Here is a 16,398-nt window from a genome sequence, read left to right on the forward strand (position 1 = left end):
CGTTAGAATTCAGGACTCAAGCCGCTTAATACATTTTTTATTATTTCCACTGTCTACTTGACGGGGTGCAGTTCATTGAGTACCTGGGTTTTTCGCTGTTTGTAATGGCTAAACTGGCAATGATAATTTTCAGTCCTTCAAAATCACCGCCAGTCAATATGCCTAGAAGCGACTGATCTATTAGATTTTTATCTACAGCTTATTTAGTAGCCACTTTAATTCATTCCTTGTTAACATTGTCCTAGAACTTCTTCTTCCCCTACCTCCCCCTCTTTTTCTAACATTTCTCCTTTAGTATCGTTTTCAAAAGTATCATACATTTTCTCTTTAATGAATAGTGCAGGAATTAACCCCATGAATGCATAAGAAATACCTAACACAGCTAGTCCAAATCCAATGGATTGTGAAGTAGCGATAATTCCAATAAGGATTGGAGCTATAGCTGCACCGATTCTTCCCGTATTATAAGCCGCACCTACAGCGGTTCCTCTAATATGAGTCGGGAAGCTTTCACTTAAATAAGTAGCATTTACACCATACGGCGCTCCATATACGAAACCTAGAACAGTCATTAAAACAATGATGTTACCTGGTGATTGATAAAAATATATGACTGGTAGCATGACCGCTGTAGATAATCCGGCTATCACGAAAACCCAACGACGACCAATTACATTGGCAACCCAACCAGCAAGTGCTTTACCAAAAATCGATGCTGTATATGTTCCAATTAAATATCCTGTCATTTCTTTGAAATTAAAGCCTAATTCTTTAACTATATACGTCGGTAACCAAGTACCTACTCCGTAATATCCGAATTGCAATAAGGAAGAAGTTAATATCCAAAATAGAAAGATTGTAAAAACTTTCCTATCCCTAAACAACGCAAGCCATTCATTTGATTTCTTTACTTTTGATGTCTTATCTTGTTTTTTAGCCAATCTCCAGCCAGTAGGTTCAGGTACTTTTACTCGAATATAGATCGCCACAACAACCGGGAAGATTGATAGTAAGAATAATGGTCTCCAACCAAATTCAGGTAGAATCGCGCCCGCTAATAAAACCGCGACTAAATATCCTAATGAATAGGAAGAACCTAATACGCCCATAATAGTTGCTCTATTTTTAACTTTTACATATTCAGCCATTAACATTGTGGCTAATGAATATTCAGCTCCCATACCAATTGCTGATATGAAACGAACAATAATAAATTGTTCATATGTTTGTACAAAAGCTAAGAGAGCCGTTCCAACTGAGAATAATATCATCATATAGGTCATCATTTTAACACGGCCAAAGCGATCAGATAACCAACCGCCTAGAATTCCACCAAGTGCCATCCCTAATAGCGAGAATGTACTGATCCAACCAGCAGCCTTCGTATCTAAGACGAATTCGTCAATTAGGCTCGGCATAACTAATGACAACATTTGGATATCCATACCATCAACTGTTAAACCTATAAAACTAGCTACAAATACAATTTTCCATAGATTTGAGTTTTTTTCCATCACATATCTCCTTCCGCATCCCTAGATTGTTTTGAAAGAATTATCTGCAAGCAAAATGAAGATAATGCATAGAATGTTTTGGCGAAAAAAGGTATAACAGTATTGTTTTCTAGTTTAGAATTTCTATCATAGAGGTGGAACATTGTTTTGAAGATTGAACATTTCCTACTTGTTTAACCCCGAATGATAATTATTAATTTATTTGGAAACTAACGACACCAAAACAATTTATACGGTATGTATTACCTCCCCTTTTAATAATTATACATTTTATCGAATAGTTTTCAAACAATTTGAAATATTAAGTTTTATATAAGCGGATAGCAATCACTTTAATCTTATAAAGGGATTGCTAATGGAAAAAGTATTCTTATGTCACGAATGCTTTCGCCAGTTAGCTATAACATCTGTTATATAATAAAAGCCCTCCACACTCATCTGTGGAGGGCATTATGTTAATCCTACTCAGTTAAAATCTCTCGTAAAACGTCCCAATACATACCGTCAAAAACTAAACTTTCAAAATCGGATCGCTCTACTATATTCCAAATTTGTTTTCAATACATTACATAGTAAATTTCACGTAGCAATAATCGTTATTTTGTTCTACTTCAACATTATCTACACCTTTAGTAAGGGATAAGTAATGTGGTGCAAATTCATAGGCTTCTTTTAGATTGGTTGTAAAAAAAGTGTCATTTCTTATTACACTTAATTTAAATACACCGCCTTTCATCTACTTTCTCGATAAAAAGAATGATTTCCTTCTATTTAAACTATAAAATAACGCTATGGTAATGATTTAAAAAATTGCTTTAAAAGAAACATAATTATGCATTTCATAGCAACCATTATTGTAAATATAAAACAATAATGGATTGTTTTTTCACAAATATAATAGTATTATTTAGTCGAGGTCATTAATCCTATTGTTTTACATCAATTAACAATAATAGAGGAAAATCCACTTATATCACTATTGTTAGTATTATTTCATTATCAAACAATAAAAATAATTTTAGGAGGAACATTTATGAAAAAATTAGCTACTTCAATTATCGCAGGTGCATTATTAATCGGTGGAACAATGAGTATCCCAACACCAACAGAGGCTGCAGCGAAAACATACAAAAATTGTAAAGAGTTAAATAAGGACTACAAAGGTGGCGTTGCTAAAGATGCCAATGTAAAAAATAAAGGTGGAAAAACAAAATACGCACCTTTTGTATCAGCTGAACTATATAAAGAAAATGCTTCGAAAGATCGTGACAAAGATGGTATTGCTTGCGAGAGATAAAGTTGTCATTCTGTTAAGGTGAATATCTTAAATTCACTGCCCTACTTGATGATCAATCCTCAAAACATTAATAGAATTCTCTTCATTATTATGAGATTGAAGGTTAAAAAGCACAGAGAGTTCTGTGCTTTTAATGTGTCATTATTCCGCAATCTGATCGTTAGCTGAGTAAATTGGTAATATAATTTCCGTTAAAAAATAAGACTAAGTCTCCAATTGCCCCAATACAAAAAAATATAAAATAATAACTTGCAATCGTCACCTTTTTGTTAAATATTTCCTTGAGCGCTTGTATAAACAATTCGTCAAACTTAAACCAACTTAATATCCAACTCGTTAAAAGAAAACTGATAATCATCATTTCCTTTTTCTCCCCCCCTGTTAAATGAACCTTTAAGTAAATACATCTTTTCTGTTTATTGATTTCTTAAATCTTTTGCACAACAACAGCTTTAGAAAACGGAAATGTATAAAAAAATTGCTTTATTTCAACGCGATTGGAGACTGAATTCAATATATGAATGTATTCAGCAGTTTTACTGAAATCAGAAATGACTAATCGACCATTTGGCCTTAAAACTCGCCACATTTCAAGAATTGCCTTCCTTCTTCCTTCTACACTTTTAATGTTATGGACTACGAAATTTGAGACAACAACATCGAAACTACCATCCGAAAATGGAAGTTCCCGGGCGTCAGCATCCACGATGTCGATTTCTGCCACACTTTCAGCAATCATATTAGCTCGTAGTTTAGCTTTCCCATTCCCTCCCAAATCCCATTTTGACCAAACATCAACGGCTGTCACCTTACAACCCCTTTGAGATGCGGAAATAGCTAAAAGTCCACGACCTGTACCCACATCAAGAAGTTCATCACCTGATTTAGCTTGTGCAAGACTCAAAATCACTTCTCTGTGTGCGATTTTGATTGTTGTTGAGTATGTAAACATCCAAAGGCCCGTCACAAGACAAATCAAACCATAGCTCAATACAAATCCATTGGCTGAACCAAACACACCCGATAACGTAAATATTAGCCCGATAATAATTAAATTGGCAACCCAAAATGGAGCGTCAACCCCATATCGCATGGTAATTTTCATTTATCTTGACCTTCTTGTGTTTTTAATAAAATGAACGTTTTGTTGCATACTGAATTTTTTCCACATTATAACATTAATGCCTTTTTATTCGAAATGGATTTCTTGTATAAGCCTTTAGCATATTCGTTCAGTGACGATTTCATAATTCTATAAGTAGTTTATGTTCATTAGAGTTAATTCGATATTCTTAAAATTTATCTGTTTACTTCTCAAAAAACTAAATTTGGGAACAAAAATAGGATAAATGTTGCTGATTGCTTGCTCAATTGCAAAATCAGCTTCATTTATCCTCTACAAACATTGATATATCAATGTTTCTATTCTATTAAGTAACCTAAAATGATGTAATACTGTTTATACTCCATTAGATTTTTTACATTTCTATGACTGATTTTCTATTTGTATGGTTGCATACACTAACTGGCTTAGTTGCATGTCCATTGTCATCTGTACACCAAGACTGCGATTGGAATGCGAGGAATATACCAACCCATCTATTTTCTTTTTCAAAATGAATGAATACACCACCATCTTGCCATATCCCATCGTCTTTTCTAAAATCCCTACTATTTCCTTGATTCATATGAATATCATGAATGCCTCTACCTGGAGAAAAACCGAAATATTTATCTTTTTCATCTTCAGTTTTAAATTTTTCTCCGTAAGCATAAACTGTCGCTTTTTTAGCCATAGCCTCTTGCATATATTTATTAACTTTTTCATTCAAGTCATTGTCTGGACCATTTTTTGTTGCAGGGAGAGGAATCATTTTTTGGGGATCAAATAAGCCACCACGAATATAATCTAATGCAATTTCACGATTTCCATTAGTAACTTCTGTAAATCCTTCTTCGTAATTTGGAATAATAGTTATTTGTTTAGAGTTAAAATCTTCACTAACAAAATATAGGACTTCTGAAGGCTTTACCTTAGAGGCAACATTGATCGCAATCCTATAATTCTCCTCACTTTTATCCTTCTTTGTTGCTCGAATATGCACTTCGTAATGAGGCGTCTTATCATATGAATCCACAGGTCTAACGTCAACAACTTTACCTTTTAGCACTCCGTATTTGAATAAGGGCATGAACTATTACCTCCTATAAAGTTATGCTAATAAAACTTTATACCAAGATTAAGTACATCGTAATAATTGCTTGACTCTTGGAAGCATCATTAGTTAAATACAAGCTCAAACTTTCTATTCGTATAATCAATCACCATACGCCCATCCTTAGCAATATCACTACCAAAAACACCATCTAGCTTGAAAAAAGTAGCAAGGTCTGTCAACATCTCTCTCACGTTGTGTAAGTTGATCGATTGATTGTCATTCAGATTAACAATTAAACTTTCTATACTGTCTAATTCTTTTTCTTTTACATCACCGAAGCCTCCAGAATGTATCATCTTTTTGCCATTTTAAGATCAACAATTTTCGATAGGAGCGGTTGTCCAAAATGGGTTTTATTTGCACCTGTATCCAAACCGAAATACAACGGAACTTGATTCTGACCTTTCACTTTCAAAATCGGATACCCACAGAAGAAAAGGTTGTTCTCCACATCATCTTTTCGTTGCGGTTTCTGAATTATTACCTGTTTTCGTCCATAGTCGATTTCCAGTAAAATATGTTGTATGATATCCCATCCGATAATACCGTCTACCTGCATTATTTGATTTTGAATCATTAATAAATCATTCGCCAACACCAATGTAGGCTGATTAAAAATCGTTAGACCCTGTATGATAATGGAGTCGATGAAGGCCAAATCGGCACTAAAATTTTGGTTTGTTGAATTTCCAACCTCCAATTCTTGTTCTTTCACAATGTTAATGTTACAGTCACTTACTAAAGCATTTGAGATGACCGTCATCCCTGCTCCAGTATCTAACCAAAAGCTTTTCTTACTTCCATTAATCTTTACATCAACCGTTGGAGAGCCGGAGTCATTGGAATACGTATTTCATCGTTTAAGAAGGAGAACGTTGTTTGTTCAGACTTCCTGCAAGCTTTCGCAATTAAACGATTGCTTTGATCAATGCTTTGATCATCAAGAAGGCCGAGTATCTCTAATTGTTTCCATTCGGATTTCATAAAATATAGCTCAAATAAAATCTTGGCACAGCTACTTCGCAATGAAACATCATGAGACTCACAATACAGATTCTTTAAAATTTCTGTAGCCAGACATTCTTTTCCTTCTGTAATGAATGTTAAAGTAGAGGCAAATTTTTTTCTTCATCATTCATTTCTAATGTTGTAAAATCAAACATCTCCATTTTGTCTATAACTTTCAATTTATCCCTCCCACAAATAATTTATTTTTCCTTATTACTTCTATAAACTTCCAATAAATCCTTCTACTTCAACTAAACTTCATCGCTAGTTGAAGTATCAAATCTTTTCGAAAAACTAAAAAGAAGCAGCCTTTCGACTACTTCCACACCTGATTCAACATTTTGTTTCCGACTCTAAATATTGTTGTACTCGAAAGCTTCATATGCATACTAATTGCTCACACAACTAAAACTTATAATAAGTGGTAAAACCCATACAGAACTGTAGCCTGTGACCACGCTACAGCTTTTTATTTTTAATTTAGCCTTACACCTCCGAATCTTACTAACGGTCACTCCTACCCCTAGTGACCCTTTATATAATTTCCAAAAACCAATATCATTCCTTCGAACAAATCTATTTAATAATCAAAAAGTGATGACCTATAACCAACACCAACCATTTGCAAACTACTTTACAAGAGCAATTTACTTCAAAAACGTCTAAAAAAATTTGTTGATTTTTCCCGTTTTTTGTTTTATATTTACAATATCCATGTGCTGTTTAACAGGTAACTGTTAGGCAGCTTTTTAATTACCAGCATGCAATAATTACTGATATACCAATAACTATAATGAGTGACTCACCTATTACACAAAATCCTTTATGTTTTTGATCCCCGCCATCATCTGACATATAAAGATCATTCACTAACCGTTTCAGCCTCTGAATCATCACTTATCCAGCTAATACCAAGCGTTCATGCAACGGCAACTTTTTTGAACATTTGGCACCTCTACCTGTTACAGTCCATTAATAATACTATCCACTTCTATGTACTCAATTTTCTGACTTATCTATAGTCGTTCTAAACTTTGAATAATATCGTATGCTCTTTTAATGGCTACATCATAATTTTTCAAAACCACATTTGTTTCCCTTGCTCCGATAGCTTCGTAGATTGCCTTGCAATGCTTGTTAGTCGTTAATACACGCCGTTGTCATGGCCGAATGTTTGTAATTGACTCATGTTACAACCTCCTGAAAATTATCTAAAGTAATTCGTGGAATATTGACAAATAAAGGAGTTGTTATTAGTGTCTTCAAAAAAAGTTTCTATCGGTCTTACACAATTTACAGACTTTACTTTCAAAGGTGTTACAGGTAAAACTTCAATGGTTAGACAAATAAAATATCAAGATGAATACAATCCCGCTTTTGATTACTGGAAACCGTTACGGGATGGTATCCGAAAATTTCATGAGAACGAATTTAGTAACGATTACCTGCTTTCTGTAGCTAACAAAGTTGCTCAAGCTAAACAAAAAAATTACCTGGAAGCAGTCAAAGCACATTTGAAATTTATTAAAAATAAAAAAATTGAATGGTTTGACCCAGGCAAATCCAATTGGTATAGCGAATATTTATCTGTCCGTTCATCGCCAGAACTAGGATTAAAGATTGATGGTGTTTCACACTTAATCAAGTTATATTTCAAAGGGAAGGACGAACGAATTGATAAAAATAAATGCCGCTCATCTTTGACACTCTTAAAACAATCCGATTTCACCATTGAGCATTCTACTGATATAAAGCCGGCAATTTTAAATGTCCAAAAAGGTAGGTTAATTTCAGATGAACCCTCTACTGAGGACCATCTAATTGCACTTGAATCCGAAGCAGCACAATTTATGATTATTTGGAATAAAATTTAATCAAATTCGAGCCCCTTATATCAGAAGATATTTTTCCACCTAACCCTATAATTAAAAATCTATTTTACAGGCTATGAACTATACAAAAAAACTATTTTGTCATATTAATAGTAATGTAAAGCTAATTTAGCCTTACACCTCCGAATCTTGTTACTAAGGGTCACTCCTATCCCAAGTGACCCTTTTTATAGTTTCTTCCCTCATATCGTGCAATAATTGATGCAATCCATATTTTCAAATATCTACTAATTATGTTATCCTTTTATAAGTTCTTAATCTAAATATTAGGAGTTACTAGGCAATGAAAACACATTCGACACTTGGGTATATCATATTAATTTTAGGCATCATGTTATTTTCAAACGGGTTGAGCAGATTATCTGGTTCCTTCGGATACAGTTCATTAATTCCAAATAAATCTGTTGCACTACTATACATTTCTATAGGGCTTTCTGTAATGTTCATTTCATACTTTATAAAACCCCAAAAAAATCAATAATTTTACTGAACAATATTTTTCTCTTTACCGATGCTCCTTAATTATAAGTCGCTTTACTTTTAGTATTTCCAACTTTATGAATAAAACGGAGTATAAGTTCAATGTTTTCATAAAAATGATGAATCGGAGGAATGATAATGGTAATTAGAAGTGCAAAAGTTCAAGATTGTCATCTATTAAGCAATTTGGCTTATAAGTCAAAAGCCTATTGGGGATATACAGAAGATTTTCTACAACAGTGTAAAGATGATTTAACTGTAACAAAAGAGTACATAGAAGAAAATCCAGTTTACGTAATGGAAAGTGACAATAAAATAGTAGCATTTTATAGCTTTACTATTAATGAACAGAAATTAGATGCTTTATTCATAGACTTTGATTATATCGGTAAAGGATTAGGGAGAATGATCTGGGACCATTTATTAACTAAAGCGAAGGAGTTAGGAATAAGCGAGTTTACTCTTGATAGTGAACCTAACGCGGAAGGTTTTTATTTAAAAATGGGTGCGAAGAATATTGGCTTTACTCCATCTACTGTGTTTCCTGACCGTCATCTTCCTTTAATGAAAGTTAGTGTTTTTAATTAAATAAGAAGTAAAAACCAAGACAGCAATTAAGCTATCTTGGTTTTTAAGGAAGGTATAGGATTTGCCATTTATGTGATTTTTAATCGCTCTGGCTTGAGGAAACGTACCTGTTTTAACAGGTCAACTAATGTCATCTGCCCGATGACCTCCCTGCGCAATACCACTATATAAAAATTGGCTTCAATCCTTGATCAAGCCCCCTCCAGTAGTAAACTGATGTTTATCGTCGACTACTTCCATAAAAACTTTTAATTGGATAATTGGATTATCAATTCCTAACAAAGATTGATCCCCCATACCTTCAAACGGCATAAACACATTTAAAGTAACCTTTTCCCCTGATTGAATATCTAATTTGTTTCCTTTAGCTTCAACCTTATATTCATTACCTTTATAAGCATTTTCCCCTTCTTTTATCATGAACGAAACAAAAACATTATTTTGTTTTATCACGTAATCACTATCATTTATCAATTTTATGGAATATGATAGTCCTCCTTTTAGAGTTTCCTTTTCAATTAGCTCTAACTTAACTTTTTGTATATCATTTAACGTGAATTTCTTCTCACTATCGCAACCTACTAATAATACTAAAATGAAGCTAAAAGAAGATAATTCTTTAAGCCTCAAAGAAATTCCCCATCAAAGATTCCCCAAAAAAGATCACTCATCTTTTTTTAATTAAGTAATTTTTCGATTTCCTTTAACATAAGTATAATCTCCTCAATCACAATCTTTGGCTCATCATGATGTATATAATGTCCACTATGACTAGCAATCCGAAACTTGCTTGACGTTGACAGCTTTTTGAATTCTGCTTGGAGATTTTGTTCAATTTCCAATATCTTTTGAGATGGCCATCCCTCTTCTCCACTATCAGGTAAACCTCTTGCAATAATTGTGAGAGGAAGGTCAGTTTGTCTTGAATGATCAACTACTTGCTTATAGCTCTGCATTTTATCAATATTTTCACTATTTAACGAAGGGTTTTCTAAATATTCTCTATTTCCTGCAACCAAATTTTCTGGCAAAACCTGTTCATACGCAAGTTCTTTAAATTCCGGTGCAGCGTCAACCAAAATCATGCCGCAGATGTCGAGTGGATAAAGACTGGCATACAATCTTGCAATCAAACCACCAAAAGAATGCCCTACTAGTATATATGGCTTCTTTACATCAAGTTCTTGCAACAATTCTGAAAGCTCCTCGACCAAATCATGACAAGTCTGCGGGACAGCTGCGACTGAACTTCTACCAATACTTGCTCTCGTGTAGGACAAAGTTGACGTTACATCCGATATTCGGTCTTGAACCTTTTTCCATGTCTCAAAGTTATCGCCTAATCCAGCTATAAAGATGACACTCGGAGCACTGGTACGTTGATATTTTGTATATAGACTACGATTATCAGCGATATTGATTATCTTTTTATTATGTTTATTCACTTTTTATCACCTATTCCAATTATATTCTTAAAATTACTTATATTTTCATAATAATTTTTAAAGTCCCAAATGATTTTTCATCATTCCAAACTCCGAGTCATGAACAACGTAACTTTCAACTCATATTCCTTATCACGTATAATTAACGCCACATGCTTAATTTCGGGTAATGCTTTAAGCCTAAATTCTTACAGAAAATTAGTCCTTTTCCTTGTATGATTATGTTTGTATTTTGACAAGGAAAAGTTAATGGCAAAAAAACTAGGCTTTTTCTCTCTTTTAAATAACTTATTATTGCATGAATTGTAAATAACAGTTAATATTACATTATACGTTATATCGCCAAACGTAATAAACTTTTAAAAGGAGGTATTGTATGAAAAAAGATAGATTTTCAGAGCCTTCACTGTTTATTTTGATTAGTCTGGCAGAAAAAGATTGTCATGGCTATGCAATTATGGAGGATATTGAAAAAAATTATTGTATTAAGTTAGGCGCTGGAACTTTATACGGAGCAATTACACGTTTAGAAAAAGCAGGCTATATTCAAGTGCTTGCATCAGATGATCGCAAAAAACCTTACAGGCTAACAGATGCCGGACGTGAATATTTAAGCAACCAAATTAAAGACATCCAAGCAATAACTACACTTGGCGCAAAAAGGCTTGGGCTTATATGAAGTGGTTAATTTATTTGTATCCAAGAAGTTGGAGAAAACGATATGGCGATGAATTATTTGATCTATTAGAACAAAAAGATTGGACATTCTTTTTGACGATTGATTTACTCAGAGGTATAGTTGATGCTTGGAAAATTGAAATAAATGAACGAGAAGTTTTTGGTATTCGAATGAGCAATGTATTATTGCTTGTCGGTTTGATTAATATACTTATTATTCTACAATATAGATCATCACAGGAGGTTATTTTCATGGAACAAATTGCATTAATCATTGCAATCGTATCGTTTTTCTTAGCAGTATCTATTTTCATTGTGCATCTTTTTAAAGAAGGATTACAAAAAGCTTTTTCTATTAGCACTAAATTATCAAAAATGAGTCTCGGATTTATGGGCTTATATGGATTGAGTATTATAGCTTTTTTGGTACTAACTAATTAACCATCACTAGAAAATTCTTGAACATAAAACTAATTACAATTAATAAAGCGTATTCGATTTTTCCCGAATACGCTACTATTTTCTAATGGCGAATAAATTAAAATCGCCTTATTCTTTAATTATCTTTCGCCAATTCGAACTTTCCTTTTATGTAAATAATTCGAATAAAATAAAACGATTAATACGAGACCTACAATAAATGATACATTCCCTATTTTCAGAAAAACTAACTGTGTATAATTGTCTAATGGCGTCAATTGGAAAATAAAATATAGCGTCAAAGGTATTCCGACTAAAGAAACTAATAATATATTTTTATTTTTCCAATAACCAAATAAAGTTTTTATGAAATAGGTAAAAAAAATCCAAAGACTAAAAACGATTAAAGCATGCGATATTCTATCAGCTAATTGTCCCTTCAGTACCGTTAAAAAAAGAATAGAAAACACGACTACTGTAACAAAAGGAGCAAACACAATTAACTTATCCATTCTTTTAATTGGTAATTGTAACTTTGAATCAGGCACCAATGAAAATGATGCTCTGTGTAAATATAAAAATAAACAAGCAATCATGATCAATCCTAAATATAACAATATAATACCTTCCTTCAGTCCTTTATCCTAATAAAAGAAACTTATTTCTGTTAAAAACATAGAATATTATACTAAAATATAGAACGTTATACCATATATATTGCAACAATGCTCTATCATTTTTGTTATTAGAATTTTGGTTTTTTTAAGCAATTGTTCAGCGAAATGCGCATATTCTAAGTTCATTATGTACACTGTAACTCGTCTGCAGCTCGCCTTGAATGCTCACACAACGCATAAAAAAAGCCCTTCACTGCTATGTAAAAGGCAAGCAAAGCTGCTTAGTTTATAATAATTAATTAAGGACTTGCATGATTTCTTTCAAAAAAGAAGGGAAGAGACCCCTTCCTTTTTATTAGTGAACAACCTTTTTATTGATTAGCTTGGTACTACCAAAAGCAATTACTAACGCTATTAAAGAAATAATAAGTGGCGGAATGAAGCTTGTATTTCCAAACAACACTTGTGAAGGTAAAGTCGAAGCCTCTTCCCATCGTATGCTAGGCGTATAAAACATTGTTAATAGCATGCCTGATAGTACTTGCAATACTACAGAAGCCAACGTAAAAACCCCTGCAAATAATAAGTATTTTTTCAAGTTAATCCCTCCCCTCTTATATACTACTACGACTTAAGTTTAAATAAGTTTCACAATATTCTAGTTATTGCCAAGGACGGTTTGTTTAGAAATTATTCTGTAACACCTCTGTATCCTTATATGTGTTATTATCAATGGTTCTAGTTCATTCCTTATTCATGATGTGGTACTAGTTTGTCTAACTTCTCTAGCTTTAGCGTCTATAACGTCTCGGCTATATTAATTGCCAGAGGTATCTTCAATTAAGGTAAAAAAAACCCATAAGTTTATTAGTTCCATATAGTTTTTTGGGTCACTAGCCTGTAAGTAACCCTTTTTATTTAACTCAAAAACAAACGTGCAATTAGCCTCACTTCAGGTACCTTTCACACATCTATATTGTACTGTTTATCAAAAATGAAATAGCAAAATCACGAAAACAATTTACGACAAATGAACTTTTTCTTTTTTTATTCCAAGCAATCCCTACTGTTTGAAAGCAGTCAGGATTTGAAATTTTCAATATTTTCACGTTGTCTAAATACTGATTTAAAAATGAATAGTTAAAAATAAAAGAGATTCCCTTTCCTTCGTTCACCAATTGTAAAATAATCGATAAATCTTCACCTTCAAAGGCAATTTGCGGAGTAAAGCCCGCTTTTTCAAATAATTGATTTTCTGTTGTGCGAAAATTTTGTCCTGTTTCTGACAAAATAAACAGTTCATCCTTAGTCTCAATCAGTGAAACACTTTCTTTAGCAGCTAGTGGATGATTTTTCGGCACTACTAAAAAGACTTCTTCAGTAAATAATGGAACCCACTCTATTCTGTCATCTTTAATCGGATTAATAACGATCATTAAATCAATTTCGCCACTAATTATTTTTTGTAGAGCTAATTTATCTGGCAATACATATTGTCGGATTTTAACATTTGGACGCTTTTTATAAAAATCATAAAATAATTTTGGCAGTAGTTTTGAATTCATCACATTAATCGCTATACTATCTTCTCGTATATTCGCCAGTTCTTGAATTTCTGATTTCGCCTCTTGTAAATCATCTAAAGCCTTTTCCACCTTCTCATAAAAAATGCGTCCATATTCATTCAAATGAATAGATTTCCCTCTTCGATCAAAGAGTGGTACTCCAATATCATCCTCTAAACGAGCGATCGTTTTGCTTAATGAAGATTGCGAAACCTCTAGCTCCAACGCAGCTTTCGACATATGCTCCAAGCGGGCTACTACTATAAAATACTCTAATTGAGTTAATTGCATTATTAGTCACCTTCTTATGCTTATTACTATAAAGGAATAAGCTCATTCATTCAAAAATATTGAATAAGCATTTTACTGAAAGCTATACTACACATGAAAAGAAAAACCTACACATATGGGGAGGCAATAATATGAATGTTAAAGATTTTGAAGGTCGAGTTGTCTTAATCACTGGAGCAGCTACTGGTATTGGACGTGCTACAGCAATAGCTTTTGCACGTCGTGGCGCGAAAGTTGCTATTGGCGATGTTGATGACCGTGCACAAGGAACTGTAGAACTAATTCAACAAGCAGGCGGAGAAGCTGTTTTCTTTAAAACAGATGTAACAAGTCCAGAGCAATTGAAATCACTTGTTGAAAAGACAGTAGAAAAATTTGGTGGATTACATCACGCATTCAACAATGCAGGCATTTTAAATAAACCAGCAAAATTCGTAGATATTGAAGAAGATACTTTTGATAAAGTAATGGCAGTTGACGTTAAAGGTGTATTCTTTGCGGTGAAACATGAACTTGAATATATGGTTGCTAATGGCGGTGGTACAATTGTAAACACAGCTTCAGTAGCTGGTGTCATTGCCGATCCAAATATGGCACCATACGTAACAGCAAAACATGCCGTAACTGGTTTAACAAAAGCAGCTGCAATTGACCACGCTAGAGACGGTATCCGAGTAAACGCTATCGCACCTGGTTTAACAGAAACACCTATGACTCAAATGTGGAAAGATAATCCTGAGGTATGGAATGAGGTGGTTTCCAACGTTCCAATGGGGCGAGCTGCTAAACCAGAAGAAATTGCTGAAGTCGTTGTATTCCTTTCTTCAGACGCAGCAAGCTTCTGTAACGGTTATGTTTATGTTGCAGATGGCGGACAAGTTGCTCACTAGTAAATAAACATTTTTTCAAAATAATAGAACAATAAAATAGACCAAGACGGAAATCTTGGTCTTATTTTTTTATAAACAGGTCTAGTCAAATAGTTTTATGCTCATTCACAGCAGTAAGAAAAACATAGCCATCTCAACAGTTAAATGTCATTCGAAGGAGACAAGTTATTCCCTATTCCCTTTAGATCACCATATTCTTCTAAATACATTCGGATAGTCTATAACCAAACCCTGTTCGTCTACACATATAATTGTTTCATAATCATAAGAACGGTATTTAAAATATCTCAATTTACCATTGTTATTTAAATATTTATAGGATTGGGGAACTTTTTTTACCTCAAGGGATGGAATCGATATGTATACCATTTCGAAATGTTCCTCTTGATTAAGGACCCAATTCATTCTATTGATAGGAAGTGAATTTGAAAATGGCGTTGCAGATATATCAATATCAATTGCACCTTTTAGCTTAGCAATTAGCTGTCCATCATTTTCGAACCAGTTTCCCTTTCCATCAGACGTTAATTTCAAACTGTTGTGTTCATCAACAATTATTGTTAATTTTTTAGTAAACCAATTGGAGTCTAGATCAACTTTGTATTCTACCATATGAGCATTAGATTCATCCCCTTCTACATATATAATTGTCCCTTTCGCTGCGAAGTTTTTTTATTCTTTAATAATGCTTAAATGCTCACAACCAAACTGTTCTTCATTCTCCCATACTACCTTTTGATTCAAAACATTCTCCCCTATCTATAATAACCTCTTCATTGAAAGCTAATTCTTCCCTGGATAAAACACCTATTTTTCTTAACAGTGGGATTTATCGTTTAACCTTTAAACCTAGCAGTTCAGCAAAACCAATTGCTTGTTCAGTGGACACCACACAGCCACTTAAATTTTTTAATGTTACATTTAATCGTTCAAATGTGCATGTACTGATATCTACATTGTTTAGAGGCGTGTCGCTAAAATCAACGTCATCTATATTACAATGTTCAAATTGCACTTTCTTAAATTGGCAGTCGTAATAGCTTGTCCCACGTAATGATGACTGCTCAAAACAACTTTGTTTTAGTCTCGCTACCCCAAAGTTACATAAATTCATGTTACAACCTTTAAAAGAAACGTTCCCTAAATTGGCCTCCGAGAAATCAACACCTAACAGCTTGCAGTTTTTAAATGTAACTCGATGAATAATTCCTTCGTTGAATTTTGAGTTAGATAAGTCACAATTTTCAAAGATGACATCAGTCATATCAATTTTATTGAAATTCGAGTTAATCAAAGATACTTTTTGAAACATAACTTTAGATAAAAATAAACGTTCAATATTATCATTCTCTCTACTTATATTCGTAATCAATTGATTCGATAAATAAGGTTCTTCATCATAAAAAATGTCTTCAAAAGTTCCTTGAGCCAAATCATTTGGCATAAGCGGAACTTCAATTTTAAATTTTGTCGTCATGCTATTTCTCCTCTCTC

At 33.3% G+C, this 16,398-nt stretch carries 16 protein-coding genes and 2 pseudogenes; 6 read left to right on the forward strand and 12 right to left on the reverse strand.

The window, feature by feature from the left end:
* Positions 1 to 230 precede the first annotated feature (230 nt).
* A complete protein-coding gene (locus C7Y47_RS18795; RefSeq protein WP_142510149.1) occupies positions 231 to 1,514 on the reverse strand; it encodes an MFS transporter in 1,284 nt (427 codons plus the stop codon).
* A 1,087-nt stretch (positions 1,515 to 2,601) separates the two neighbouring features.
* Between C7Y47_RS18795 and C7Y47_RS18800 the strand changes: the two genes are divergently transcribed.
* A complete protein-coding gene (locus C7Y47_RS18800) occupies positions 2,602 to 2,811 on the forward strand; it encodes an excalibur calcium-binding domain-containing protein (RefSeq protein WP_436970121.1) in 210 nt (69 codons plus the stop codon).
* A 427-nt stretch (positions 2,812 to 3,238) separates the two neighbouring features.
* Here C7Y47_RS18800 and C7Y47_RS18805 read toward each other — a convergent pair whose 3' ends face one another.
* The 4 genes and pseudogenes from C7Y47_RS18805 to C7Y47_RS18820 form a co-directional block, all read right to left on the reverse strand.
* Positions 3,239 to 3,916, reverse strand: coding sequence for a class I SAM-dependent methyltransferase (locus tag C7Y47_RS18805; protein ID WP_142510151.1), 678 nt, complete (start codon positions 3,914 to 3,916; stop codon positions 3,239 to 3,241).
* Positions 3,917 to 4,289: 373 nt separating this feature from the next.
* Positions 4,290 to 5,003, reverse strand: coding sequence for a YukJ family protein (locus C7Y47_RS18810; protein ID WP_142510152.1), 714 nt, complete (start codon positions 5,001 to 5,003; stop codon positions 4,290 to 4,292).
* Between the two features lie 89 nt (positions 5,004 to 5,092).
* Entirely contained in the window at positions 5,093 to 5,326 is a 234-nt protein-coding gene (locus C7Y47_RS18815; RefSeq protein ID WP_142510153.1) for a hypothetical protein, read from the reverse strand.
* A pseudogene (locus C7Y47_RS18820) lies at positions 5,323 to 5,847 on the reverse strand (retropepsin-like aspartic protease); the annotation flags it as partial. The gene C7Y47_RS18815 and the pseudogene C7Y47_RS18820, both read right to left, overlap by 4 nt.
* Positions 5,848 to 7,294: 1,447 nt before the next feature.
* Here C7Y47_RS18820 and C7Y47_RS18825 point away from each other — a divergent pair.
* The gene (locus tag C7Y47_RS18825; RefSeq protein ID WP_142510155.1) at positions 7,295 to 7,912 is read left to right on the forward strand and encodes a hypothetical protein; all 618 of its coding nucleotides are present in this window, start codon (positions 7,295 to 7,297) and stop codon (positions 7,910 to 7,912) included.
* 636 nt (positions 7,913 to 8,548) lie between these two features.
* The gene (locus C7Y47_RS18835) at positions 8,549 to 8,998 is read left to right on the forward strand and encodes a GNAT family N-acetyltransferase (protein ID WP_142510157.1); all 450 of its coding nucleotides are present in this window, start codon (positions 8,549 to 8,551) and stop codon (positions 8,996 to 8,998) included.
* Positions 8,999 to 9,178: 180 nt separating this feature from the next.
* Here the strand turns inward: C7Y47_RS18835 and C7Y47_RS18840 are convergent, their stop codons facing one another.
* Both C7Y47_RS18840 and C7Y47_RS18845 read right to left on the reverse strand, forming a co-directional pair.
* On the reverse strand, positions 9,179 to 9,628 hold the full coding sequence (locus tag C7Y47_RS18840) for a hypothetical protein (protein WP_142510158.1): 450 nt from the start codon (positions 9,626 to 9,628) through the stop codon (positions 9,179 to 9,181).
* A gap of 47 nt (positions 9,629 to 9,675) precedes the next feature.
* Complete coding sequence (locus C7Y47_RS18845; protein WP_142510159.1) at positions 9,676 to 10,443, reverse strand: alpha/beta fold hydrolase; 768 nt, start codon at positions 10,441 to 10,443, stop codon at positions 9,676 to 9,678.
* Between the two features lie 376 nt (positions 10,444 to 10,819).
* Here C7Y47_RS18845 and C7Y47_RS18850 point away from each other — a divergent pair, with 376 nt between their 5' ends.
* A complete protein-coding gene (locus tag C7Y47_RS18850) occupies positions 10,820 to 11,122 on the forward strand; it encodes a PadR family transcriptional regulator (RefSeq protein ID WP_142510160.1) in 303 nt (100 codons plus the stop codon).
* Positions 11,123 to 11,136: 14 nt separating this feature from the next.
* On the forward strand, positions 11,137 to 11,562 hold the full coding sequence (locus tag C7Y47_RS18855; RefSeq protein ID WP_255505256.1) for a hypothetical protein: 426 nt from the start codon (positions 11,137 to 11,139) through the stop codon (positions 11,560 to 11,562).
* Positions 11,563 to 11,681: 119 nt separating this feature from the next.
* Here C7Y47_RS18855 and C7Y47_RS18860 read toward each other — a convergent pair whose 3' ends face one another.
* The 3 genes from C7Y47_RS18860 to C7Y47_RS18870 form a co-directional block, all read right to left on the reverse strand.
* The gene (locus C7Y47_RS18860; RefSeq protein ID WP_142510162.1) at positions 11,682 to 12,158 is read right to left on the reverse strand and encodes a hypothetical protein; all 477 of its coding nucleotides are present in this window, start codon (positions 12,156 to 12,158) and stop codon (positions 11,682 to 11,684) included.
* Between the two features lie 355 nt (positions 12,159 to 12,513).
* Positions 12,514 to 12,756, reverse strand: a complete 243-nt coding sequence (locus C7Y47_RS18865; RefSeq protein ID WP_142510163.1) for a hypothetical protein — start codon at positions 12,754 to 12,756, stop codon at positions 12,514 to 12,516.
* A gap of 373 nt (positions 12,757 to 13,129) precedes the next feature.
* Complete coding sequence (locus C7Y47_RS18870; protein ID WP_142510164.1) at positions 13,130 to 14,014, reverse strand: LysR family transcriptional regulator; 885 nt, start codon at positions 14,012 to 14,014, stop codon at positions 13,130 to 13,132.
* Between the two features lie 131 nt (positions 14,015 to 14,145).
* Between C7Y47_RS18870 and C7Y47_RS18875 the strand changes: the two genes are divergently transcribed.
* Positions 14,146 to 14,904, forward strand: coding sequence for an SDR family NAD(P)-dependent oxidoreductase (locus tag C7Y47_RS18875; RefSeq protein ID WP_142510165.1), 759 nt, complete (start codon positions 14,146 to 14,148; stop codon positions 14,902 to 14,904).
* Positions 14,905 to 15,090: 186 nt separating this feature from the next.
* Here the strand turns inward: C7Y47_RS18875 and C7Y47_RS18880 are convergent.
* Positions 15,091 to 15,561: pseudogene (locus C7Y47_RS18880) on the reverse strand (putative glycolipid-binding domain-containing protein); the annotation flags it as partial.
* A 172-nt stretch (positions 15,562 to 15,733) separates the two neighbouring features.
* Positions 15,734 to 16,381 carry a pentapeptide repeat-containing protein gene (locus C7Y47_RS18885; protein WP_142510167.1) on the reverse strand — a complete coding sequence of 216 codons (648 nt, stop codon included), beginning with the start codon at positions 16,379 to 16,381 and terminating at the stop codon, positions 15,734 to 15,736.
* Between the last annotated feature and the right edge of the window lie 17 nt (positions 16,382 to 16,398).

The sequence above is a fragment of the Lysinibacillus sphaericus genome (assembly GCF_006864135.1).
Classification (GTDB): Bacteria; Bacillota; Bacilli; order Bacillales_A; family Planococcaceae; genus Lysinibacillus.